Source organism: Sphingomonas sp. TDK1, assembly GCF_001650735.1.
GTDB lineage: Bacteria > Pseudomonadota > Alphaproteobacteria > Sphingomonadales > Sphingomonadaceae > Sphingomonas.
In genome coordinates, this window is sequence record NZ_LXVY01000002.1 from 150,089 (window position 1) to 171,841 (window position 21,753).

General features: G+C 66.8%; 22 protein-coding genes. 11 read left to right on the forward strand and 11 right to left on the reverse strand.

The window, feature by feature from the left end:
* Nucleotides 1–49: 49 nt before the first annotated feature.
* Complete coding sequence (locus tag A7X12_RS01985) at nt 50–277, forward strand: hypothetical protein (RefSeq protein WP_064309968.1); 228 nt, start codon at nt 50–52, stop codon at nt 275–277.
* 55 nt (nt 278–332) lie between these two features.
* Here A7X12_RS01985 and A7X12_RS01990 read toward each other — a convergent pair whose 3' ends face one another.
* Entirely contained in the window at nt 333–836 is a 504-nt protein-coding gene (locus tag A7X12_RS01990; RefSeq protein WP_064309969.1) for a glycine zipper 2TM domain-containing protein, read from the reverse strand.
* Between the two features lie 84 nt (nt 837–920).
* Nucleotides 921–1,763: a class I mannose-6-phosphate isomerase gene (locus A7X12_RS01995; protein WP_064309970.1), complete on the reverse strand. Its 843-nt coding sequence runs from the start codon at nt 1,761–1,763 to the stop codon at nt 921–923.
* A 124-nt stretch (nt 1,764–1,887) separates the two neighbouring features.
* Between A7X12_RS01995 and A7X12_RS02000 the strand changes: the two genes are divergently transcribed.
* From A7X12_RS02000 to A7X12_RS02010, 3 genes are all read left to right on the forward strand, one after another.
* Nucleotides 1,888–2,712, forward strand: a complete 825-nt coding sequence (locus A7X12_RS02000) for an outer membrane protein assembly factor BamD (RefSeq protein ID WP_064309971.1) — start codon at nt 1,888–1,890, stop codon at nt 2,710–2,712.
* Nucleotides 2,713–2,766: 54 nt separating this feature from the next.
* On the forward strand, nt 2,767–4,428 hold the full coding sequence (gene recN / locus A7X12_RS02005; protein ID WP_064309972.1) for a DNA repair protein RecN: 1,662 nt from the start codon (nt 2,767–2,769) through the stop codon (nt 4,426–4,428).
* 132 nt (nt 4,429–4,560) lie between these two features.
* On the forward strand, nt 4,561–4,899 hold the full coding sequence (locus A7X12_RS02010; RefSeq protein WP_064309973.1) for a hypothetical protein: 339 nt from the start codon (nt 4,561–4,563) through the stop codon (nt 4,897–4,899).
* A gap of 93 nt (nt 4,900–4,992) precedes the next feature.
* On the opposite strand, the gene gmk is transcribed toward A7X12_RS02010, so the two are convergent.
* From gmk to fumC, 3 genes are all read right to left on the reverse strand, one after another.
* A complete protein-coding gene (gmk, locus tag A7X12_RS02015) occupies nt 4,993–5,676 on the reverse strand; it encodes a guanylate kinase (protein WP_064309974.1) in 684 nt (227 codons plus the stop codon).
* 56 nt (nt 5,677–5,732) lie between these two features.
* Complete coding sequence (locus A7X12_RS02020; protein ID WP_064310010.1) at nt 5,733–5,951, reverse strand: hypothetical protein; 219 nt, start codon at nt 5,949–5,951, stop codon at nt 5,733–5,735.
* A gap of 65 nt (nt 5,952–6,016) precedes the next feature.
* Entirely contained in the window at nt 6,017–7,408 is a 1,392-nt protein-coding gene (gene fumC, locus A7X12_RS02025; RefSeq protein ID WP_064309975.1) for a class II fumarate hydratase, read from the reverse strand.
* 189 nt (nt 7,409–7,597) lie between these two features.
* On the opposite strand from fumC, the gene A7X12_RS02030 reads away from it, so the two are divergent.
* Together A7X12_RS02030 and A7X12_RS02035 are read left to right on the forward strand one after the other, a co-directional pair.
* Complete coding sequence (locus tag A7X12_RS02030; RefSeq protein ID WP_064309976.1) at nt 7,598–8,023, forward strand: hypothetical protein; 426 nt, start codon at nt 7,598–7,600, stop codon at nt 8,021–8,023.
* Nucleotides 8,023–8,763, forward strand: a complete 741-nt coding sequence (locus tag A7X12_RS02035; protein ID WP_064309977.1) for a TorF family putative porin — start codon at nt 8,023–8,025, stop codon at nt 8,761–8,763. The genes A7X12_RS02030 and A7X12_RS02035 overlap by 1 nt, the downstream gene beginning before the upstream one ends.
* A gap of 44 nt (nt 8,764–8,807) precedes the next feature.
* On the opposite strand, the gene A7X12_RS02040 is transcribed toward A7X12_RS02035, so the two are convergent.
* A complete protein-coding gene (locus A7X12_RS02040) occupies nt 8,808–9,245 on the reverse strand; it encodes a copper chaperone PCu(A)C (protein ID WP_084444970.1) in 438 nt (145 codons plus the stop codon).
* A 176-nt stretch (nt 9,246–9,421) separates the two neighbouring features.
* On the opposite strand from A7X12_RS02040, the gene dnaK reads away from it, so the two are divergent.
* From dnaK to A7X12_RS02055, 3 genes are all read left to right on the forward strand, one after another.
* The gene (gene dnaK, locus A7X12_RS02045) at nt 9,422–11,344 is read left to right on the forward strand and encodes a molecular chaperone DnaK (RefSeq protein ID WP_064309979.1); all 1,923 of its coding nucleotides are present in this window, start codon (nt 9,422–9,424) and stop codon (nt 11,342–11,344) included.
* Nucleotides 11,345–11,475: 131 nt separating this feature from the next.
* Entirely contained in the window at nt 11,476–12,594 is a 1,119-nt protein-coding gene (gene dnaJ, locus A7X12_RS02050) for a molecular chaperone DnaJ (RefSeq protein ID WP_064309980.1), read from the forward strand.
* A gap of 136 nt (nt 12,595–12,730) precedes the next feature.
* Nucleotides 12,731–13,399 (forward strand): spermidine synthase, encoded by a 669-nt coding sequence (locus A7X12_RS02055; protein WP_064309981.1) that lies wholly within the window; start codon nt 12,731–12,733, stop codon nt 13,397–13,399.
* A gap of 71 nt (nt 13,400–13,470) precedes the next feature.
* Here A7X12_RS02055 and A7X12_RS02060 read toward each other — a convergent pair whose 3' ends face one another.
* Nucleotides 13,471–13,836: a VOC family protein gene (locus A7X12_RS02060; protein WP_064309982.1), complete on the reverse strand. Its 366-nt coding sequence runs from the start codon at nt 13,834–13,836 to the stop codon at nt 13,471–13,473.
* A 92-nt stretch (nt 13,837–13,928) separates the two neighbouring features.
* Between A7X12_RS02060 and A7X12_RS02065 the strand changes: the two genes are divergently transcribed.
* Both A7X12_RS02065 and A7X12_RS02070 read left to right on the forward strand, forming a co-directional pair.
* Nucleotides 13,929–14,351 carry a MarR family winged helix-turn-helix transcriptional regulator gene (locus tag A7X12_RS02065; protein WP_157105475.1) on the forward strand — a complete coding sequence of 141 codons (423 nt, stop codon included), beginning with the start codon at nt 13,929–13,931 and terminating at the stop codon, nt 14,349–14,351.
* 148 nt (nt 14,352–14,499) lie between these two features.
* Nucleotides 14,500–14,874, forward strand: coding sequence for a PRC-barrel domain-containing protein (locus A7X12_RS02070; protein ID WP_064309984.1), 375 nt, complete (start codon nt 14,500–14,502; stop codon nt 14,872–14,874).
* Here A7X12_RS02070 and A7X12_RS02075 read toward each other — a convergent pair.
* The 4 genes from A7X12_RS02075 to uvrC form a co-directional block, all read right to left on the reverse strand.
* The gene (locus A7X12_RS02075) at nt 14,871–15,755 is read right to left on the reverse strand and encodes a GNAT family N-acetyltransferase (RefSeq protein WP_084444961.1); all 885 of its coding nucleotides are present in this window, start codon (nt 15,753–15,755) and stop codon (nt 14,871–14,873) included. The two genes, A7X12_RS02070 and A7X12_RS02075, sit on opposite strands and share 4 nt — an antisense overlap.
* Entirely contained in the window at nt 15,752–16,705 is a 954-nt protein-coding gene (locus A7X12_RS02080; RefSeq protein ID WP_064309985.1) for a hypothetical protein, read from the reverse strand. Before A7X12_RS02080 ends, A7X12_RS02075 begins: the two co-directional genes overlap by 4 nt.
* An 85-nt stretch (nt 16,706–16,790) precedes the next feature.
* Nucleotides 16,791–19,613, reverse strand: a complete 2,823-nt coding sequence (locus tag A7X12_RS02085; protein ID WP_064309986.1) for a DUF3857 domain-containing protein — start codon at nt 19,611–19,613, stop codon at nt 16,791–16,793.
* An 84-nt stretch (nt 19,614–19,697) separates the two neighbouring features.
* Complete coding sequence (uvrC, locus tag A7X12_RS02090; protein WP_064309987.1) at nt 19,698–21,620, reverse strand: excinuclease ABC subunit UvrC; 1,923 nt, start codon at nt 21,618–21,620, stop codon at nt 19,698–19,700.
* Nucleotides 21,621–21,753: the final 133 nt, after the last annotated feature.

Sequence of the window (21,753 nt, forward strand, 5' to 3'; positions counted from 1 at the left end):
GACCCGTGCTATCTTGATAACACACCTCCGCCGCCCCATATCCCCATCCATGTTCAACGCACTCTCGCTGCTGATCGGGCTGGTGGCGCTGCCCTTTGCGCTGGTGGGGATCATCCCGCTTCCCTTCGTGCCGCTGATCAACTGGATTGCCTTTCCGATCGCGGTCACTGGCACGGTCGTCGGGATGCTTTCGCGGGGAACCGCGGGGCGGAACCTCAACCTGCTGATCCTCATCATCAGCGGGGTGCGGCTGATGCTCACCGGCGGCTTCATCTAGGCGACAAAAAAGGGGCCCGGCGAACCGGACCCCTCTTCGTGCAAGCCATGCCGGCTTAGCGGCAGCGGACGTTGCCGCGGTCCACCGAGTGGCCGAGCGCGCCGCCTGCTGCGGCACCAAGGAGCGTGCCGAGGGTCGCATTGCCGCCCGAGGACAGCGCGTTGCCCAGCAGACCACCGGCGACGCCGCCCACGATCAGACCGGTCGTGCCGTCGTTGCGGCGGCAATAATAGCGCCCGTCATTGCCGCGATAGATACGGTCGTTCCGGCTCAGGCGACGCTCCTGATAATAGCGACCGTCGCGATAATATTGGTCCGCATAATAGCGACGCTGGCCCGGCGGCAGGCGGTTATAGTCATAGTTGCGGAAGCGGCGCCAATCGCCGCGTTCCGGGCCGTGACCCCGGCCCGGGCCGCGATCGTTCCAGCGACCGTCGCGGTCGCGGCCATGATCGCGGTCCTGCCAATGGGCGTCGCGGTTTTGCCAACCCTGCGCCATTGCAGGCACCGTCGGCAGGGTCAGCGCCGCCGCCGCGGCGGCTACGAACAGAATGCGCATCGTGACCTAATCCTTGTCGTTATCGATGCGTGCCGAACGTATGCAAGCGGCGGCAGGTTGCGTGAACATGAAACTACGCCCGGTTCATGCAGCGTCCATCGACGGGACACGCGCATCGCCCGGATAGGCGAACAGCAGATCGCTGCCCACCGTCGCCTCCAGCTCGGCATGGCCTTCCACGGTCAGGCACTCGCCCGCCTTGAAGGCGACGCCGTCCACCACGCCCTCCCCCTTCACCGGGATCAGCCAGCCGGTCGTGCCTTCGGGCAGGGTGAAGCGGCGATGCCCGCCTTCCCAACGCTCGAGCACGAACTTCGGCCCTTCGACCAGGATCGTGCGGTTCGGCGCGACCGCGCCCGGCATCGGGTGCGGCACGAACGGCACCGGTTCGGAAACGGCGATGCCTTCGTCCAGGTGCAGCTCGCGCGGACGACCATAGTCATAGAGGCGATAGGTCGTCTCGCTGTTCTGCTGCACTTCGATCAGCGTGATTCCCGCGCCGATCGCGTGCACCGTGCCCGAGGCCGAGTAAAAGAAATCGCCCGCCTTGACCGGCTTCCAGTCCAGCATGCCCTCGATCGAGCCATCCAGCGCACCGGCACGCAGTTCCTCGCGGCTATAGGGTTGCTTGGTGCCGAGCGCGATCGTCGAATCGGGCTGTGCGTCGAGGATCACCCAGCATTCGTCCTTGCCGCGCGGCAGACCGGCGGCGTGCGCCTGCTCGTCGTTCGGGTGGACCTGCACCGACAATTTCTCGCTCGTGAACAGATATTTGATCAGCAGATCGGGGGTGCTGTCGCCCGGCGTCTGGAACCAGACCTCGCCGACCGGGTCGCCATCCTTGGCGGGATCGGCAAAGCCCGGATACAGGGTGTGGCGGCCCCAGGGTTTTTCGACGCGATGGGTGGCGAGAAGCGTTGCGGGCATGGCAGATCCCCTTCGTTGAACGGTACGGAAACGCCAGCGCATGTGGCGCGAAGCGGGTTCCGCCGCAATCCCGCCCCGAAAAGGATTGTTTGCAGCCACTGGCCCGGTCTAAGAACCCCGCCATATGCGTAGTCCTCTGCCTCGCGCGCTTGCGTTCGCGCTCCTTCCGGTGTTCGCCCTTTCCGTCGCCGGCTGTGCCAAGCGCGGCGGGGTGAAGGATCTGCCTTACGTCGCCCGCGACGTCGGCACGCTGTACAGCACGGCCAAGCAGAAGCTGGATCAGCACCAGTACAAGCTCGCCGCCGCGCTGTTCGACGAAGTCGAGCGCCAGCACCCCTATTCGGTCTGGGCCCGCCGCGCACAGCTGATGGGCGCGTTCAGCTATTATCTGAATCGCGACTATGCAGAAGCCATCGCCTCGGCGCAGCGCTTCCTGGCGGTGCACCCTGGTAACCGCGATGCGCCCTATGCTTATTATCTCATCGGCATTTCCTATTACGAGCAGATCAGCGACGTCACCCGCGACCAGAAGATCACCCAGCAGGCGCTCGATTCGCTCGGCGAGCTGATTCGCCGCTACCCGAACTCGAAATACGCTGCCGACGCCCGCCTGAAGCTCGACCTTGTGCGCGACCATCTCGGCGGCAAGGAAATGGAAGTCGGCCGCTTCTACGAGAAGCGCGGCCAGTGGCTGGCAGCGGCGCTCCGCTTCCGCACCGTGGTCGACAATTACCAGATGACCACCCATGTGCCGGAAGCGCTGATGCGCCTCACCGAGAGCTATCTGGCGATGGGCGTGCCCGAGGAAGCGAACAAGGCGGCCGCCGTGCTCGGCGCCAACTATCCGGGCACCGACTGGTACAAGCACGCCTATGAGCTGATGCAGGAAAACCAGGACAAGCTGGCCGCCGCCGCCAAGGCGAGCCCGCCGCCCAAGCCAAAGAGCTGATTCCAGCGTAAAACCACTTCCGTTCTACTCCTGTTCCTGCGATAGGGGGCCCCGATGCTGACCGCGCTATCCATTCGCGACGTGGTGCTGATCGAGGCGCTGGACCTGGAGTTCGGCGAAGGGCTCGGCGTGCTGACCGGCGAGACCGGGGCGGGCAAGTCGATCCTGCTCGATGCGCTGGGGCTTGCGCTGGGTGCCCGCGCCGATAGCGGCCTGGTCCGCAGCGGCGCGGCGCAGGCGGTGGTGGTCGCGAGCTTCCTGCCGCCCGCTGCCGACAGCGCCATCGCCAACCTGTTTGCGCAGAACGGCATGGAGCTGGAGCCGGGCGAGCCCCTGCTGATCCGCCGTCTGGTCAAGGCCGATGGCGGCAGCCGCGCCTTTGTCAACGACCAGCCCGCTTCGGCCGGGTTCCTGCGCGAGCTGGCGCCGCATCTCGTCGAAATTCACGGACAGCACGACGATCGCGGCCTGCTCAACCCGCGCGGCCACCGGGTGCTGCTGGATTCCTTCGGACGCTGCGATAGCGGGCCGGTGTCGATCGCCCACCGCGCCTGGCGCGCGGCCGAGGATGCGCTGGCGGTGGCCCGCGCCGAACAGGACAGCGCCGAGCGGGACCGCGAATGGCTCGAACACGCGGTCACCGAACTCGCCGCGCTTGCGCCGGAGGAAGGCGAGGAGGAACGGCTCGCCGAACGCCGCGCCTCGATGCAGCGCGGCGAGAAGATCGCGACCGACCTGCAGGGCATCGCGGATCTGCTCGAAGGCTCGGACGGCGGGCTCGCGCGGCTACGGCAGGCGGCGCGGATTCTGGAGCGCGTGTCGGACGATCACGAGGCGCTGGCCGAGGCACTGGCAGCGATCGATCGCGCGATCACCGAAGGCAGCGAGGCGCAGGCGCAGGTCGATGCCGCGGCCGAGGCGCTGGCATTCGATCCTGCCGCGCTCGAGGCGGACGAGGCCCGGCTGTTCGAACTTCGCGCGGTCGCCCGCAAGCACCGGGTCCAGCCGGACGAACTCCCCGCGCTGCTCGCCGAGCTTTCCGGCCGGATGGAGCGGCTGACCAGCGGCGGCGCAGGCATCGCCAAGCTGGAGAAGGCGGCGACACAAGCACACGCCACCTATCGCGAGGCGGCACAGACCCTCTCCGCCATGCGCACCATGGCGGCGGCGCGGCTGGATGCGGCGGTGGCGACCGAACTCAAGCCGCTGAAGCTGGATGCGGCGCGCTTCCGCACCGTGGTGGAGCCGCTGGAGGAGAATCAGTGGAGCGCCGCCGGCATGGACCGGGTGGAGTTCGAAGTCTCGACCAACCCCGGCGCACCGTTCGCGCCGCTAATGAAAATCGCCAGCGGCGGCGAGCTGTCGCGCTTTATCCTTGCGATGAAGGTGGCGCTGGCCGAGGAAGGCGGCGCCCGCACGCTGATCTTCGACGAGATCGATCGCGGCGTGGGCGGCGCGGTGGCGGATGCGATCGGCGAGCGGCTGGCCCGCCTCGCCCAGGGCTCGCAGCTGCTGGTGGTGACGCATAGCCCGCAGGTCGCGGCGCGCGGGGCGCGGCACCTGCTGATCGCAAAGCGCCACGACGGTATCGTCACGCGCACCGGCGTCACGCCGCTCAGCCCCGAGCAGCGCCGCGAGGAGATTGCACGCATGCTTTCCGGAGCGGAAATCACCCCCGAGGCACGTGCCCAGGCGGAGCGACTGCTCGCCGCCTGAACCTGAACGAACCGCTCCGGCTTGCGACAATTGGTGACGCAAAACCGCAGGTGGTGGGACAAAATCGCGACATCGGCGTTCCACAACGGCTCTCGACCGCAGGGGCGGTCCAGTTGAAGTGAGGAGTACCCGATGAAGAAGTTCATGCTGCTGATTGCCGGTCTGGGTGTTGCCACCGCCGCCGTGCCCGCGTCGGCCGCTGCCTATCAGCCGGGCTGGCAGAACATCAACGCTCGTCAGGCGCGCATCGAGCAGCGCATCGACCAGGGGATCCGCTCGGGTTCGCTCAGCCGCCGTGAGGCGACGCAGATCCGCAACGAGTATCGCGGCTTGGTCCGCCTGGAAGCCCGCTATCGCGCCTCGCGTCCCGGCCTGACGATGCAGGAACGCCGCGATCTCGACCGCCGCTACGACGCGCTGTCGGCGAAGATCCGATATGAAAGGCACGATCGCAACAACCACCGTCGCTGATCGCTGCACCTATCAGACAAACGGGCCTCGCCGAAAGGCGGGGCCCGTTTTCCTTGTGTCTCGAGGCGAGATGCATTCTCGCGCCCGGGCGCTTTACAGGACGTCCGACTCCCCGGTGGGATCGCCGCGCTTCATCAGGCCGCGGATGAAGCCGATCAGCCCGGTCTGGCGCGAGCGCTTCAGCCGCTCGGCCTTGAGGATGGTGTGGACGGCCTCGAAACACTTGTCGGCGTCGTCGTTGACCAGGACATAGTCATAGCCGTCCCAGTGGCTCACCTCGTTCGAGGCGCGGGCCATGCGGTGGGCGATGACCTCCGGCGAGTCGGTACGACGGCCTTCGAGGCGGCGGTGCAGCTCGGCCATCGACGGCGGCAGGATGAATACACGGACCACGTCGCCGCCCATCGTCTGGTGCAGCTGCTGTGCGCCCTGCCAGTCGATGTCGAACAGCATGTCGCGGCCGGTGGCGAGCACCGCGTCGACCGGGCCCTTGGGCGTACCGTAGCGATGCTTGAAGACGTGCGCCCATTCGATGAAATGGTGCTGCGAGACCATCTCGCGGAACCGGTCGACGCTGACGAACGTATAGTCGACCCCGTTCACTTCGCCTGGCCGCGGCTCGCGCGTGGTTACCGAGACGGAGACGGCGAGATCGGGTTCGGCGGCCAGCAGCTTGCGGGCGATGGTCGACTTGCCGGCGCCCGAGGGCGACGAAAGGACAAACAAAACCCCGCGGCGATGGAATCCATGCGGGTCGTTCTGGTGCGTATGGGCCATGCGCGCCTTTGGCGTAGCGGTACCCGGGCCGTCAAGCCCGGGCACCGTTTCGCGATTTACGCGCCGAGCCCCGTATCGGGACCGTGCTCGGTCGTCAGCTTGCGCTTGAGATAGGCCGCGCCCACCGCGCCAGCGCCCAGCACGAACGCCGCCGGGACGACGCGCTTGGCGACTTCCCAGGTCGCGACGCCGACCGCCGCGCCGACCGCGCCGCCCTCGCCGTCGCGCCGGTCGATCTTGCTGCCGACCCAGCCTGCAATCAACTTGCCGATCATCGTCTTCTCCTTCCCCGCAAGAACGGTGGTGCGGCGGCAGCGTTCCCGCCGCTCGCCGCAGCTGATCAACGGCCGATCATCGTCTCCGGCTTCACGAACTTGTCGAAGGTCGCTTCATCGACAAGGCTGAGCGCCAGGCCGGATTCCTTGAGGGTCAGCCCCTTCTCGTGCGCGTTCTTGGCGATCTTCGCCGCCGCGTCGTAGCCGATCGCCGGCGCCAGCGCGGTGACCAGCATCAGCGAGCGATCGACCAGCTCCTTGATCCGCGCCTCGTTCGCCACCGCGCCGTCCACCGCGCGCTCGGCGAAGTTGGTCATGCCGATCGCCATGAGGGTGATCGAGCGCAGGACGTTGGCGCCGATCAGCGGCTTGAACACGTTGAGCTCGAAATGGCCCTGCATGCCGCCCACGGTGACGGCGGTGTGGTTGCCGATCACCTGCGCCGCGACCATCGTCAGCGATTCGCTCTGCGTGGGATTGACCTTGCCGGGCATGATCGAGCTGCCCGGCTCGTTCGCCGGCAGTTCCAGTTCGCCGAGGCCGGAGCGCGGGCCGGAACCCAGCAGGCGGATGTCGTTGGCGATCTTGGTGAGCGACACCGCCAGCGTGTTGCAGACGCCGGACAGGTTCACCAGCTGGTCCTTGGTCGCCAGCATCTCGAATTTGTTCGGCGCCGAGACGAAGGGAAGGCCGGTGATCTTGGCGATCTCCGCCGCCACATCTTCGGCATAATGGGGCGGCGAGTTGAGGCCGGTGCCCACCGCCGTGCCACCCAGCGCCAGTTTGAAGATGTCGAGCTCCAGCACGCTCTGAAAGCGCGCCCGCGCCGAGGCGAGCATCGCGGCATAGCCGGAGAATTCCTGGCCGAGCGTCAGCGGCGTCGCGTCCTGCAGATGGGTACGGCCGATCTTGACGATATGATCCCAGTCGTGCGCCTTGCGGTCCAGCGCGGTGTGCAGCCGCTCCAGCGCGGGGAACAGGTCCAGCGTCACCGCGCGGGCAGCGGCGATGTGCAGCGCGGTCGGGAAGCTGTCGTTTGACGATTGCGCCATGTTGACGTGATCGTTGGGGTGAATCGGGCTCTTGCCGCCACGCTTTCCCGTGAGGATCTCGTTGGCGCGGCCGGCGATCACCTCGTTGACGTTCATGTTGGTCTGGGTGCCGCTGCCGGTCTGCCAGATCACCAGCGGGAACTGGTCGTCCAGCTTGCCGTCGATCACTTCCTGCGCGACCTGGTCGATCACCTCGGCGATCTTGGGGTCCAGCCCGTGCTTCACGTTCACGCGGGCGGCAGCCTGCTTCACGATCGCCTGGGCATGCACGATGCCGATCGGCATCCGCTCCTCCGGCCCGAAGGGGAAATTCTGGATCGATCGCTGGGTCTGGGCGCCCCAATAGGCGTCGGCGGGAACTTCGATCGCGCCGATCGAATCGGTTTCGGTGCGCGTGCCGGTCATGTGCTTCTCCGCTTGTTTGGCCGCGATGTAGGCCTCCCGCCCCGCCCCACAACCCGTACGACGGTCGACATTTCAGCGGCGCCGGCCAAGCCCCCGGAAACACTTGGTAACTTGCATTGGGGCAAAGACGGCGCGCAAAGACGCGGTGCCACCGGCGACAACAGCCGGGGCGACCGCAGGAGAAGAGCCATGATCCCGTTAATTCTGGGGCTGCTGCTCGCCGCCCCCTTTTCCGAGATCGCGCACAGCGTGCGCATCGACCACCCCGCCGGCCCGGTTCACACTGACTATCGTGCGCAGATCGACATTCGCCACCAGCAGCTCGGCGTGGCGGCGCCCGGCGGACGCGCCTCGACGTTGCGGTGCCGCTGGCAGGCGGATCTGGTGGTCGACCGTCAAGCTCGCCACGCCGCCGGCACGCTGCAGCGCGAGTTGCGGCAGGAGGCCGTCGCCTCGGGCAGTCGTCCCGGCTGGTGCACCGCCAACCGCGCGGCCATCACCAAGGACGTTGCCAGTGCAACGAAGGACATGCGAGGCGCGGTCGAAGCGCTGGCGGCCCGGGATGCCGAAATGCTGCGCGCCGAACTCGATCAAATAGGACGTGTAAACACCTGATGCGTATCCCGATTGCTATTGCCGCGTTTGCCGCGCTCGCCCTTCCGCTCGCTGCCCAGGCCCAGGTGCTGCCGAAGGTTTCCGGCGGCGTCGAGCTTTCGACCGACGAGAGCCGCCGCGGCCTAAGCTGGAGCGAGAATCAGTTGAGCGCCTCCGCCGACGCGAGTGCCGGTATCCTTGGCTTCGACGCCTCCGCCCGCGTCGCGATGGTACGCGAATCCAGCCGCCATGCCGGCGCCGATACGGTGTTCGATCTAGAGGCCGGTCATGGCTTCGGCATCGGCGCATTCAACCTGCGCGGCTTCGTGACCGGCCATGTCTTTACCGGTGCGGCGCGGGCGATGGACTATGTCGAGGTCGGCGCCGACGGCAGTTTTTCGCTTGGGCCGCTGCGGCTGAACGGGGGCGCAACCTATGCGCCCGACCAGGGGCCGATCGGCGGCGACAATCTCTATCTGCACGCCGGCGCAGCAGTAGGAATCCCGACAACGCCGTTCACCGTGTCCGGGTCGATCGGCCACACGACCGGCAGCACCGACGACGCCCGCGCAGCCCGGCTGCGCCCAACCGGCGACTATACGGACTGGCGGATCGGCGTGGAACATGTCACCGGGCCGCTGACACTAGGCGTTGACTATGTCGGGACGGACATCGACACCAACCGTGCCGTCACATCCCCTTATGCGGACCTGCGACACAGCGGCAACCGCGTTCTGGGCCGCGCACGGTTGTCCTTCTGAGGCCGGCACTCCCCTCCCATAGGCGGGAGGGGAGCCAGTAAACCCTACCGTCCCTCGGCGCCGGGCACCGCGACATCCGCCTCTGCCGTAAGCGTGTGTCCACTGGCGAAGCGCAATGTCAGCGGCACCTTCTCGCCGCCATGGACGTTCGGCACCATCCCGAATAACATGATATGCTTGCCGCCCGGCGCGAACTTCACCTCCGACCCCACCGGCAGGTCGATGCTGGCAAGCGGTGTCATCTTCACCACCCCACCGGCATCCTTCACGCTCTCGTGGATTTCCGCCCGGTCCGCCGCGCGGGTAGAGATCCCGACCAGCGTCTCCGCCTCGCGTCCGCCGTGCAGCGTGAAGTACGCGGCACCGGGCTGGCCGGCCACCGCCGGCAGGCGTATCCAGGCGCCGTCGACCTTCACGCCGTCCGATTGCGGCGAACAGGCCGCCAACATCGTCACCGCCAATAGCCCCGCCAGACTCCGCATCGGCATCCTCCCTCTTTGATTTGGGAAATCTTGTAGAAAGACGGGCGTCTTGCGGCAAGGCACGACGCACCTATATCCCCCCTCGGACATCTGGACGACGGCCGCCTCTTCTGGGGCCGGCATCCGGACAACGCTTATGAACCCTTTTGTTTCGATTGTGGGGGCCAACGAGGACCATGGCTAAAGTTATCGGTATCGACCTGGGCACGACCAACAGCTGCGTCGCCGTTATGGAAGGCGGCAAGCCCAAGGTCATCGAGAATGTCGAAGGTGCGCGCACCACGCCGTCGATCGTCGCCTTCGCCAAGGATGGCGAGCGCCTGATCGGCCAGCCGGCCAAGCGCCAGGCGGTGACCAACCCGGACAACACCATCTTCGCGGTGAAGCGCCTGATCGGCCGCCGCTTCGACGACCCCGTGACCAAGAAGGACACCGAGCTGGTGCCCTACACGATCGCGCGCGGCTCGAACGGCGACGCCTGGGTCAAGGCCGGCGGCGAAGAGTACAGCCCGTCGCAGATCTCGGCCTTCATCCTACAGAAGATGAAGGAAACCGCGGAGTCGTACCTCGGTGAGAGCGTGACGCAGGCCGTCATCACCGTGCCGGCGTACTTCAACGACGCGCAGCGCCAGGCGACCAAGGACGCCGGCAAGATCGCGGGCCTCGAAGTGCTGCGCATCATCAACGAGCCGACGGCAGCGGCGCTCGCCTATGGCCTCGACAAGGACAACAACAAGACCATCGTGGTCTATGACCTTGGCGGCGGCACCTTCGACATCTCCGTGCTCGAAATCGGCGACGGCGTGTTCGAAGTGAAGGCAACGAACGGCGACACCTTCCTCGGCGGCGAGGACTTCGACAACAAGATCGTCGATTACCTGGCCGATCAGTTCAAGAAGAAGGAAGGTCTCGACCTTCGCACGGACAAGCTGGCACTGCAGCGCCTGAAGGAATCGGCCGAGAAGGCGAAGATCGAGCTGTCGTCGGCGGCGACGACCGAGATCAACCTGCCCTTCATCACCGCCCGCATGGAAGGTGGCGCGACCACCCCGCTGCACCTGGTGGAGACGATCACCCGCGCCGATCTGGAGCGCCTGGTCGACGACCTGATCAAGCGCACCCTCGAGCCGTGCCGCAAGGCGCTGGCCGATGCGGGCGTCAAGGCCGAGGCGATCGACGAAGTCGTGCTCGTCGGCGGCATGACCCGCATGCCCAAGGTCCGCCAGGTCGTGAAGGACTTCTTCGGCAAGGAGCCGCACACCGGCGTCAACCCGGACGAAGTCGTCGCCATCGGCGCGGCGATCCAGGCCGGCGTGCTCCAGGGCGACGTAAAGGACGTGCTGCTGCTCGACGTGACCCCGCTGTCGCTGGGCATTGAGACGCTGGGCGGCGTGTTCACCCGCATGATCGACCGCAACACCACGATCCCGACCAAGAAGTCGCAGGTTTACTCCACCGCTGACGACAATCAGCAGGCGGTGACGATCCGCGTCTTCCAAGGCGAGCGCGAGATGGCGGCCGACAACAAGATGCTCGGCCAGTTCGACCTGGTGGGCATCCCGCCGGCGCCGCGCGGCGTGCCGCAGATCGAAGTTACCTTCGACATTGACGCAAACGGCATCGTCAACGTCTCGGCGAAGGACAAGGGCACCGGCAAGGAGCAACAGATCCGCATCCAGGCCTCGGGCGGTCTTTCGGACGGCGACATCGAGCAGATGGTTCGCGATGCCGAGAAGTTCGCCGACGAGGACAAGAAGCGCCGTGCGGCGGCCGAAGCGAAGAACAACGCCGAGAGCCTCGTCCACACCACCGAGCGTCAGCTCGCCGAGAATGGCGACAAGGTCGACGCGTCGCTGAAGGGCGAGATCGAGGCGGCGATCGCCGAGACCAAGTCGGCGATCGAGAGCGGCGACGCCGATGCGATGACCGCCAAGGCGCAGAACCTCGCCCAGGTGGCGATGAAGCTCGGCCAGGCGATCTACGAGAAGCAGGCTGCCGAGAACGCCTCGCCGAACGCGGGTGCCGCGGCCGGCAGCGAAGCCGGTGGCGAAGAAGTGGTCGACGCCGAGTTCTCGGAAGTGGACGACAACAAGGCGTAACTATTGCCCCTCCCTCTCCCCGTTGGGGGAGAGGGCCGGGGAGAGGGGGAGTGCGGCGAGATGACGCGTACCGTGTCGGACAGGCTCCACTCCCAACCCTCTCCTCGCAAGCGGGGAGAGGGCTTTTTTGAATGACCACCGAAGTCGATTATTACGAACTGCTCGAAGTCGAGCGCACCGCCGATGATGCGACGATCAAGTCGGCCTATCGAAAACTGGCGATCAAATATCACCCGGACAAGAATGGCGGGTGCAAGGAACATGAAGACAAGTTCAAGGCGATCAACGAAGCCTATGACTGTCTGAAGGATCCACAAAAGCGCGCAGCATATGATCGCTTCGGCCATGCCGCGTTCCAGAATGGCGGCGGCGGCCATCACGGCGGCAACGGCGATTTCGGCGCGTTCAGCGACATTTTCGAAAGCGTGTTCGGCGAATTCATGGGCGGCGGGCGCGGCAGTGGCCGGCCCCAGCGGCGCGGCGCGGACCTACGCTACGACATGGAAATCTCGCTCGAACAGGCCTTCCACGGCCATTCCACTGAGATCACCATCGACGTCTCGGGCCCCTGCGACAGCTGCAACGGCTCCGGCGCCACGCCCGGCACCAAGGCCAAGACCTGCACCACCTGCGCCGGCCACGGCAAGGTGCGCGCGCAGCAGGGCTTTTTCATGGTCGAGCGCACCTGCCCCACCTGCCATGGTGCGGGCGAGGTGATCGCCGAACCCTGCCGCAGCTGCCGCGGCGAGGGCCGGACCGACAAGACCAAGACGCTCAAGATCGAGATTCCCCCCGGCGTCGACGAAGGCACCCGTATCCGCCTGACCGGCGAGGGCGAGGCCGGCGCACGCGGGGCACCGGCGGGCGATCTCTACATCTTCCTCCATGTGACGCGCCACTCGCTCTATGAGCGGCAGGGCACGACGCTGTACGCCCATGCGCCGATCAGCTTCACCACGGCGGCGCTGGGCGGCGAGATCCGCATCCCGGGGCTCGACGGCGAGGAGCATGTGATCAAGATCCATGCCGGCACCCAGTCCGGCCGCGAGATGCGCCATCGCGGCGCCGGCATGCCGGTGCTGCAGGGTCGCGGTCGCGGTGACCTGGTGGTCCGTCTGGAGGTGGAGACGCCGACCAAGCTGACGGCCAAGCAGCGCGAGCTGCTCGAGGAATTCCGCAAGACCGAGACGGGCGAGGAATGCCCGCAATCGAGCGGCTTCTTCGCTAAGTTGAAGGCGGCGCTCGGTTGATGGCTTTTACCCGTACCCATCAGTCGTCATTCCGGCGAAAGCCGGAATCCATTGGGGTCGCCGTCCAAGCTCAAGCTGGAACCGAGTGGCGAATGGATCCCGGCTTCCGCCGGGATGACAGCTTGGGGTTAGCCGCATGACCCCCCGCGAATTGCTCGACACCGCCGACGTCCCCGGCGGCGAGCCGCTACGGCTGTTCCGTCGGGGCGACGATCACATGATCGTGCTCGAACGCAACGAGCTGATGAACAGCCGGATGAGCGGTTCGGAAGAAGCACTGGCGGTGATGACGCTCGAACGGCTCGGCAAGCGCGAGGCGCGGGTGCTGATCGGCGGCTATGGCATGGGCTTCACCCTCCGCGCCGCGCTGGGCGTTCTCGGGAGCAACGCCAAGGTGACGGTGGCCGAGCTGGTCCCCAAGATCGTCGACTGGGCGCGCGGACCGATGGCGGCGCTGACCAATGGGTGCCTCGACGATCCGCGCGTCAAGATTGTGTTCGACGATGTCGGCCGGGTAATCGCCGATGGCCAGAATGCCTATGACGCGGTCCTGCTCGACGTCGACAACGGCCCGGACGGGTTGACCCGTATCGGCAATGATAGCCTCTATTCGATGCGCGGCCTCGATTCCGCCCGCCAGGCGCTTCGCCCCGGCGGCATCCTCGCGGTGTGGTCCGCAGCACCCGACGCGCCCTTCGCGCGCCGGATGCGCGACAGCGGGTTCCAGGTGGAGGAAGTCGCCGTGCGCGCCCGCCAGAACGGCAAGGGCCCGCGCCATGTCATCTGGTTCGGCAAGCGGCGGTGATGCGCCGCCGGGGCTGAGCGCCGTCGGCACTCCCGCCCACACCGTCGGCGGAAGTGCGACGCGCGCCTGCCTCAACCCACCGTGTGCGCCGTGATCGCATAGCCGAACGGATCGCGGAACGCGAAATAGCGGCCGAATGGTCCGTCCTTCGGCGCGAAGACGATCGACGTGCCGTTCGCTACCAATTGCCCGTGCAGCGCATCGGCATCGTCGCAGCCGAACCAGAGCGCGACGCCCTCCCCCAGCGCATTCTCGGTATTCAGCGGCCCGACCGGCGTGCGGACGGCGAACGAAACCGCGCCGGTATCGAACACGACCGCGCCCGGAGGGCTTTGCGGCGCGAGCTTCAGCCCGACCACCTCGTTGTAGAAGATCCGGGCAGCATCGAGGTCCTGCGTCTGGATGCTGATGAAGTCGGGACCGAGGAGGTGGGCCATGGCGTGCTTCCTTTTTTTGTGACACATAATGTATCAGCACCCTGATAATATATAAGGACCCTGATATGTCAAGCCAAAAGCTGGAGACGGAAATGGCTGACCCGTACGCCACCATTGGATTTGCATTGAAGCTGGCGCAGCAGGCATTGCGCACGCATATGGACGCCGGGCTCCAGCGGATCGGGCTCACCACGCCGCAATATGCGGTGCTCAACTTCCTCAAGGCGAAGCCGGGCGCTTCGAACGCCGAGCTCGCGCGGCGATCTTTCGTGACGCCGCAAACGATGCAGGGAATCGTGGTGGCGCTCGAGCGTTCCGGATTCATCGTCCGCGCGCCGCATCCCGACCATGGACGCGTACAGACTACCGAACTGACCGAGCGCGGACGCGAGGTGCTGGCTGCGGCGTCCGGCATCGTGTCGGAAGTGGAAGCGCGGCTGCGTAACGCTTCCGCCCCGCTCGATCCCGGGACGATCGCCGCAGCCCTGTTGCGGCTTGCCGAAGCGCTTCGCTGAAGTCGGATGGCTATGGCGTCCTAAACGCAATCTGGGCGCGCCCTCCACCAGCGTGCAGCGGAAACTTGGTACGGGTCGTCCCGTCTGCGGAACGAGGTTCGGGGCTCGTGCATTCCGAAGAGCGCAAGTTCCAGAAGGAAGTCCGACCATGTCCGATACGCCCGAAACCACCAGTCTGCTCGTCACCGCCCGCGTCGACGGGCTAAAGGTGCGCAGCCGCGACGGGGACTCGCTGGGCCAGGTACAGGCCTTCATGGTCGAAAAGGGCACCGGCCACACACTCTACGCGGTGCTCAGCCTGGGCGGGTTCCTCGGCATGGGCAAGAGCTATTACCCCCTGCCCTTCGAGCTGATTGCCTACGACGCGACGGGCGACGACTATGTCGTCACGATCGACCGCCGCGTGCTCGAAGGTGGCCCAAGCTGGGCGAGCAACGCACCGGAATTCACCCAAGCCTATGCCGATCGCGTGTCCAACTATTACGGCCTCTCCGCCGCGCGCGTGGACCGCGTGCTAGGCTAACCGCGTCGCAGGCGCCGGGAGATCCGTTCGGCGCCGACCCATTGAATGGCACGCTTGGCTAGCGCCACGCCGCTGTCGAACCCCGCCAGCGAAGCGATCAGCGCCCGGTTGCTCAGCGTTGGGCGCAGCATCATCAGGTCGAGGCAGGCTACCCCGCCGCTCGCCATCTGGCGCTTGTGCTGCCCCTCGCCCTCGGTGAAATCGAACCAGGCGAAGCGACCTTCGGCGAACAGGTCGCGCAGCGCTTCCAGCTGCAGCACCGCGCCGGGCGACAGCGCGGCGAACTCCGGATCATGTCCGACATGCGCATAGATCAGCGTGTCGCCCTCCGCCGGGCAGCAGAGATAGGCCACCGGCCGCTCGCCGAGCATCAGCAGCCAGGCGCGCACTGCATCCGCTGCCGCAAGCCGCTGCAATCCGACCGGGTCCTCTGGCAACCCCGCGCCCAGTAATCGCTCCTGATAGGTCCGCGCCGAGACCGCCCGCGCCAGGGGGTGGAAGACCGCCATTTCCTCGGGGGTACGGAAGCGCCGCACCTCCCCCCCGATCCGGCGCGCCTTGCGCTTCAGTCCTTGCCGCGTGTTCGCCGACAAGCCCGCCCCCCAGGCATCGAACCCGAGCGACAGGTCGACATGAAAGCGAGTGTAGCGCTGCCGGACGAGCCCGAGCATCCCATTGCCAAGCAATGAATCGCACGCCGCTTCCGGCAACGACGTCACCAGATAGCCTTCGGCGTCCGCCGGCAGCGGCGGCAACGCACGGCAGCGTCCCGACCGCACCTCAGCCAGCGTGTGCGGAACCCGCACCAGCCGCCGTCGCACCGAGGTCAGCGTGCGCGCGCCGACCATGAAGCGGATCGACACGGAGTGCGCGCCGCTCACCCCGCCCGTTCCTCGACGATATTGGACCAGAGCTGCTCGGCCTGCCGCAGGCGGGTGCGCAGCCTGCTGGGGGCTAGCGGTGCATCGTCCTGGTGCAGCACCAGCGGCGGCCGGTCGGCGAAATGGGCGGTCGGCAGCAGATCTCGCCGGGCAGCCAGCATGCCGCACAAGGTCTCGAAGCGCCGGACATGCACCGCATTGGGCCGCGTTCCCGTGCGGTTGGCCAGTTCGAAGCCATGGCTGACGATCGTCACTGCGGCGTGGTGCGCCGCCACCGCATGATCAAGCGCCGCACGCATCTCGCGGGCCGAAAGCGCACAGATCTGGAAGTGCCGTAACTGGGTGCCCGCATCGATCAGCGTCACCGGCACTTCGATAATCCCCTGGTGCATTACCGGGGCAATGCGGCGCGCCGAAAGCCCGATCGCGCTCGGCCAGGGCTGCTCGGAGCCGTTATGGCTCGAATCATACAAGAAGCCTTCTGTCGCCAGGGCCGCCAAGGTCGCGTCGTTGGCCGAATAGCTGCCCCCTCGAAACGCGATCGGCGCCGACGCCCCCGCCTCGATCAGCAGCGACCGGGCCTGCCGAATCAACTTGCGCTGCTCCTCAGCACCGTAATCGACGAGATCGAACCGCGTCGGGATCTGGCCGCGATCCGTCGCACTCGCGCCGGTCCAGTTCGGATGGAGATGCAGTTGCACTTCCTGCCCAGCCGCACGGATCGCCCGGACGATCGCCGTAATCGGCGCGATGCCGTGTACCAGCGCCGGCATCGGATCAACGAAGAAACATGCCTTGAGCCCGTAATGCGCAAGCCGCTCCAACTGCCAGCCTACGCCGACTCCGGCCGGCTCGAACGATCTCGTCACCACTTCCGCCAGATCGAGACCGGCGACGTGGTGGCGCCACATCAGCTCGGTATCAATCGTCAGGAAGACATGGGTAGGCATGCAGGCGCGTCTCGCTCTCGCCCCGGAGACTGGGGTCTGTCGCGAACTGGCCTAACCTACCCAGAATGAAGAAATGGCAAAGCGCTCAGGGTTTGATCCCATAGCGTGCGAACCGCTCGTCGATTCGCGGTTCGATCATCCGTGCCGCCGCGAGATAGGCATCGGCATCCTTCGCTTTGGTCCGCTTGCCGATCACGCCCCGCATATAAAGGCTCGCCGATTGCTCGGGGCTGGCCCGCAGCGCCGCATCGAGATCGGTCAGCGCCGCATCGAGCTTCCCCATGCGGAAATAGACCATGGCGCGGCTGTCGAGCACTGCGGCCGAGCTGCTGCCCAGCTCCACGCCGCTGGTACAATCCTGAAGCGCTTCCGGAATCGCGATATTATGCGTCGCCCGGATCCAGCAGCGGCTGTTGAGCAGCGAAGCATTGCGCGGTGCGGCCGCGATCGCCTCGTCGAGCACGGCGACGGCCTCGTCGACCTGTCCGGCCTCCGCGAGCAAGTCGGCAAGCTGCATCTGCCAGCCGAGCTTCTTCTCTCCCCCTTGGTCGATCCGCGCCTCAATCAGCCCGCGCGCCTCGTCCAACTGGCCCTTGTCGCGCTTGAAAGTCGCCAGCGCGGCGGTGGCACCGTCCGAATCCGGCTCCAGCTCCAGCGCGGCCTGCAGGTCGGCCAATGCCTTGTCGTCCTGATGCAGCGCGAAATAGGCCTGGGCGCGCCGGAGCAACGTATCGGCCGTCGGCGCCAGTGCGATGGCCTTTGTCAGATCGCTGATCGCATCCTCGCGATCATAGATCGTCTCGTAGAACCATGCGCGGTCGGTATAGCCGTCCGGATCTTCGGGCTTGGCGGCTATGGCCTTGGCATAGGCTTCGAAGATCGGCTTCAGGCGAATGCTCGAACGCGCGGACAGGATTGCGGCCCAGCGCGGCGGCTGATCCGCCGGCGCGACCAGACGGAGCGGATTGGCCTTCACTCGCGCCACCTCGGCGCGTGCAGCCGGAATTTGCGCCGCGGCAACCTCCTGCAGCCCCGTGGTGATGCGGTCCTGCAGCGACACCCAGCCATTGCCCAGCGCCACCTTGCGCGAAAGCTGCATCCCCGCCAGCGCCGCCGGCAGTGTCTGCTGGCCTTCGAGCGTGAACCCGTCGCCGCCATTGGGCAGCTGCCACCGGCGCTCCACCCACACGTCGCCAGCGGCGCCGCTCACCGCCGGGATGGCTTTCCACGCCGTACGCGCGCGGTTTGGCGCGAAGCTGATTCGATCGGCCGTGGCGTCGATCGAGAGGCGCTGACGGCCACGATCCTCCTGCCAGTCCTGATAGGCAACGCCGCTGGCCGAAACGGTAACGGTGCCACCGGCTGGATCGTCCTCCATCTTCTGGTCATAGGCGCTGTGATTGCCCAGCACCGCCGTGATCTGCGGATCGAGGAACGCGACCAGCTTGTCCTTGTCGATCTGTGAGCGAGCCCCCCGCAGGGCCTCGGCCATCGCGCCGCTATAGACGATGCGGATCGTGTAGAGCTCCGGGAAGTCGATGCCCGCCGTCGCATCGAAAGTGACCGACACTTGCTGGGCGGGGCGTGCGGGCGGCCGCATCGGCATCGCCTCCAACCCCGCGCCTGCGGCGCGGATCGGCAGCGCCGTCTTGAAGGCCGGCACATCGTCCAGATCCTCGACGCGCGAGCCGCCCTGGGTGCCGTCCAGCCACAGCGTCTTGCCGGCCACCGTCGCGCGCACGATCACATGGTCGAATGCGCCCGGCGATGGCAGCCGTGATTCGACGAGGTCGCCCAGGCCGCTGCTCACCAGCGCCGGCTCGGCCTCGATATCCAGCGCCCGCAGCAGTGAAACGAGCAGCAGCGTCTTGGCCTTGCAGTCGCCATAGCGCAGCGTCCAGGTTTCCGCGGGCGCCTGGGGGCGATAGTTGCCGCTGTCCATGCCGCGAAACAGGTAGCGGACCTGATCCTGCACGAGCCGCAGCGCCATCGCTGCACGCGTCCGCGGATCCTTGCTGGCGGCTGCGATGCGTGCGACTTCGGCGGCGAGCGGGCTCCCGACCGGGATGGCGCCCTCACTCCGATAATAGGGCGCCATCGCCCGCGAGATCGACGCCCAGTCCGCATAGCTGCTCACGTCCAGCATCGGCAGCGGCTTGTACCGGGCGGGCGCATCGTCCGGCAGCTCGGGTGGTTTCGGCGTCGGCAGCGGCAGGAGCACTTCGCGATAGCCGCCCGCGACGGGCTTCGGCTCCGGCCCATGCCGGTCCGCCGAGCCGAACACGCCGCCGCTATAGTCGCGCCATGCCAGCGGGATGTCGTCCTTCCAGAGCAGGCGGGCACGGCCGAAGCCCAGCTTCGCCGGCGCGGGGACCATCGGCACCACGCTCATGATGTTCTTGCCGAGCACCGCATCCTTGCGGGTGATCGTGAAGGCCACGTCCAGCACGTCGCCCACGCGCAGCCCCTCCAGCGCCACCGTAGCGGTGAGCATGCCGTCGAGTGCGAACTGCTCCAGCTTCTGCTCGCGCTGGAGCACGTTGAAGCGCGTCCCCTTGGCCAGCAGGTCAACCCGCTCGCCGGCGCGCAGGATCTGCAGCTTGTGGATAATTAGGTCGCCCTTGCCGGGATCCCATTGCAGCGGCAGCGTGCCGCTCTGCGTAAGCATCTGGGGCGAGGCGACCCGGATCGCGCTTTCGAAATAGATCGCGACCTGCCCGTCCTCGAAGCGCTGCTGCTGATCGAAGATCTGCAGCACCGGCGCGGCATCGTCGAGCTTGGCGGTATCCACCGCCGGGGCGGGCAGCACCCAGGCGGGCGCCGGCTGGTAGAGCGGCTTGTCCCCGGCATGCGCTACCCCTGCCGTGGACAACAACAACACGGCCAACAACACTCGACGCCCCCGCATGCAACTCCCCCTCAAAACCAAGTTGGAGCGTAGCGCATGCGGCGGGACGCTCAAGTGCCCTCTGCGCGCGACGAAGCGTTTGCGCTATCGGCTGTGATAGAAATCGTAGACCTGCTGCGCCACGCCGGCCGAGACGCCCGGCGCCTTTTGCAGATCCTCCAGGCTCGCGTTGCGCACCGCCCGTGCGGTGCCGAAGTGCATCAGCAGCGCCTTCTTCCGCGCCGGGCCGATGCCGGGCACTTCGTCCAGCGGGCTGGCGCCGATCGCCTTGGCGCGCTTGTCGCGGTGCGCGCCGATGACGAAACGGTGGACCTCGTCGCGCAGCCGCTGGAGGTAGAACAGCAAGGGCGCGTTGACCGGCAGCATCCGCTCGCTGCCGTCCATCAGGTGGAACACCTCGCGGCCGTCGCGGCCATGGTGCGGCCCCTTGGCGACGCCGACCATGCAGACATCCTCGATGCCCATTTCCTCCAACACCGCGCGCGCGGCGTTGAGCTGCCCGCGGCCGCCGTCAAGCAGCACCAGGTCCGGCCAGTCGCCCTGACTGCGATCGGGGTCCTCGTCCTGCGCGCGAGCGAAGCGGCGGCTGAGCACCTCGCGCATCATCCCGTAATCGTCGCCGGCGATGGTCTCGGGACGCTTGATGTTGAACTTGCGATACTGGCTCTTGCGGAAGCCCTCGGGCCCGGCGACGATCATCGCGCCCACCGCATTGGTGCCCTGGATATGGCTGTTGTCGTAGACTTCGATGCGGTTGGGCGGCTCGGGCAGGTCGAACAGGTCGGCCATCTCTCGGAGCAGCTTGGCCTGCGTTGTGCTCTCGGCGAGGCGGCGGTCGAGGGCTTCCTCGGCGTTGCGCTTGGCCTGGTCGAGCAGGCGGCGGCGGGCGCCGCGCTGGGGGACCGACAGCGCCACCTTGTGCCCAGCACGCTCGCCCATCGCCTCGGCGAGCAGCTCGGCCTCGGGCAGATCGCGGTCGACGAACACGTTCCGCGCCGGCGGCACCTCCTCGTAGAACTGCATCAGGAAGGCGGCGAGCACCTCGTCCTCGGGCACGTCCTGGGTGTGGCTCGGGAAGAAGCTGCGATGGCCCCAGTTCTGGCCGCCGCGGATGAAGAAGGCCTCGATGCCGATCACGCCCGACTTGGCGGCGAGCGCGAAGATATCGGCATCCCCAACGCCCTCGGCGTTGATCGCCTGGCTGCCCTGGATGAAGGTGAGCGCCTTCAGCCGGTCACGCAGGATCGCGGCCAGCTCGAAATCCAAATTCTCCGCCGCGGCCTGCATCTGCTCGCCCAGCTTGGCCTGGACCTTGGTGGACTTGCCCTGGAGGAAGTCACGCGCATCGTTGACCAGCTCGGCATAGCCGTCCTGGTCGATGCGGCCCACGCAGGGCGCCGAGCAGCGGCGGATCTGGTACAGCAGGCACGGCCGGTCGCGGCTGGCGAAGAAGCCGTCGGTGCAGCTACGCAGCAGGAACAGCTTCTGCAGCGCGTTGAGCGTCTTGCGTACCTGCCCGGCGCCCGCGAACGGGCCGAAATAATCGCCCTTGGCCCGCCGCGCGCCGCGATGCAGCTGGACGCGGGCGAAGTCGTGATCCTGCCGCAGCAGGATGAACGGGAACGACTTATCGTCGCGCAGCAGCACATTGTAGGGCGGCCGGTAGCGCTTGATCAGCTGCGCCTCGAGCAGCAGCGCCTCGGCCTCGTTGTTGGTCGTGACGATCGTCATCGAACGGGTCTGCGCGACCATGCGCTGGAGCCGCTTCGAGAGGCGGTTGACCTGGGTGTAGTTGGTCACCCGGTTCTTCAGCGCCCGCGCCTTGCCAACATAGAGCACGTCGCCACGCGCGTCCTGCATCCGGTAGACGCCCGGGCGAATCGGCAGCGTCTGCAGCACGTTGCGGATCGCGGCTACACCCGCCTCGAGGTCCGGCGTCTCGGCGCCGCGGACCGCATAGGTGGCCTTTTCCTCGTTGAATCGCTCGGGGGAATTGGGGTCGTTCATTGCCGCCGATGTAGGGGTGGAAGAGGGCGGATGCCACTTAATCTCGGGCACGACGACACATCAAGGAAGCCATATCCTCCCCCGCCAGGGGGAGGTGGCCCGCGCAAGCGGGTCGGAGGGGGAGGATGCCAGA

Coding starts and splice junctions, on each gene's coding strand:
- A7X12_RS02020 (WP_064310010.1), bottom strand. CDS start 5,951: ATGATCGGCAAGTTGATTGCAGGCTGGGTCGGCAGCAAGATCGACCGG.
- A7X12_RS02065 (WP_157105475.1), top strand. CDS start 13,929: ATGGCTGACCCGTACGCCACCATTGGATTTGCATTGAAGCTGGCGCAG.
- A7X12_RS01990 (WP_064309969.1), bottom strand. CDS start 836: ATGCGCATTCTGTTCGTAGCCGCCGCGGCGGCGGCGCTGACCCTGCCG.
- A7X12_RS02035 (WP_064309977.1), top strand. CDS start 8,023: ATGCGTATCCCGATTGCTATTGCCGCGTTTGCCGCGCTCGCCCTTCCG.
- A7X12_RS01995 (WP_064309970.1), bottom strand. CDS start 1,763: ATGCCCGCAACGCTTCTCGCCACCCATCGCGTCGAAAAACCCTGGGGC.
- recN (WP_064309972.1), top strand. CDS start 2,767: ATGCTGACCGCGCTATCCATTCGCGACGTGGTGCTGATCGAGGCGCTG.
- fumC (WP_064309975.1), bottom strand. CDS start 7,408: ATGACCGGCACGCGCACCGAAACCGATTCGATCGGCGCGATCGAAGTT.
- A7X12_RS02080 (WP_064309985.1), bottom strand. CDS start 16,705: ATGCCTACCCATGTCTTCCTGACGATTGATACCGAGCTGATGTGGCGC.
- A7X12_RS02030 (WP_064309976.1), top strand. CDS start 7,598: ATGATCCCGTTAATTCTGGGGCTGCTGCTCGCCGCCCCCTTTTCCGAG.
- uvrC (WP_064309987.1), bottom strand. CDS start 21,620: ATGAACGACCCCAATTCCCCCGAGCGATTCAACGAGGAAAAGGCCACC.
- gmk (WP_064309974.1), bottom strand. CDS start 5,676: ATGGCCCATACGCACCAGAACGACCCGCATGGATTCCATCGCCGCGGG.
- A7X12_RS01985 (WP_064309968.1), top strand. CDS start 50: ATGTTCAACGCACTCTCGCTGCTGATCGGGCTGGTGGCGCTGCCCTTT.
- A7X12_RS02010 (WP_064309973.1), top strand. CDS start 4,561: ATGAAGAAGTTCATGCTGCTGATTGCCGGTCTGGGTGTTGCCACCGCC.
- A7X12_RS02040 (WP_084444970.1), bottom strand. CDS start 9,245: ATGCGGAGTCTGGCGGGGCTATTGGCGGTGACGATGTTGGCGGCCTGT.
- A7X12_RS02060 (WP_064309982.1), bottom strand. CDS start 13,836: ATGGCCCACCTCCTCGGTCCCGACTTCATCAGCATCCAGACGCAGGAC.
- A7X12_RS02085 (WP_064309986.1), bottom strand. CDS start 19,613: ATGCGGGGGCGTCGAGTGTTGTTGGCCGTGTTGTTGTTGTCCACGGCA.
- A7X12_RS02070 (WP_064309984.1), top strand. CDS start 14,500: ATGTCCGATACGCCCGAAACCACCAGTCTGCTCGTCACCGCCCGCGTC.
- dnaK (WP_064309979.1), top strand. CDS start 9,422: ATGGCTAAAGTTATCGGTATCGACCTGGGCACGACCAACAGCTGCGTC.
- dnaJ (WP_064309980.1), top strand. CDS start 11,476: ATGACCACCGAAGTCGATTATTACGAACTGCTCGAAGTCGAGCGCACC.
- A7X12_RS02000 (WP_064309971.1), top strand. CDS start 1,888: ATGCGTAGTCCTCTGCCTCGCGCGCTTGCGTTCGCGCTCCTTCCGGTG.
- A7X12_RS02055 (WP_064309981.1), top strand. CDS start 12,731: ATGACCCCCCGCGAATTGCTCGACACCGCCGACGTCCCCGGCGGCGAG.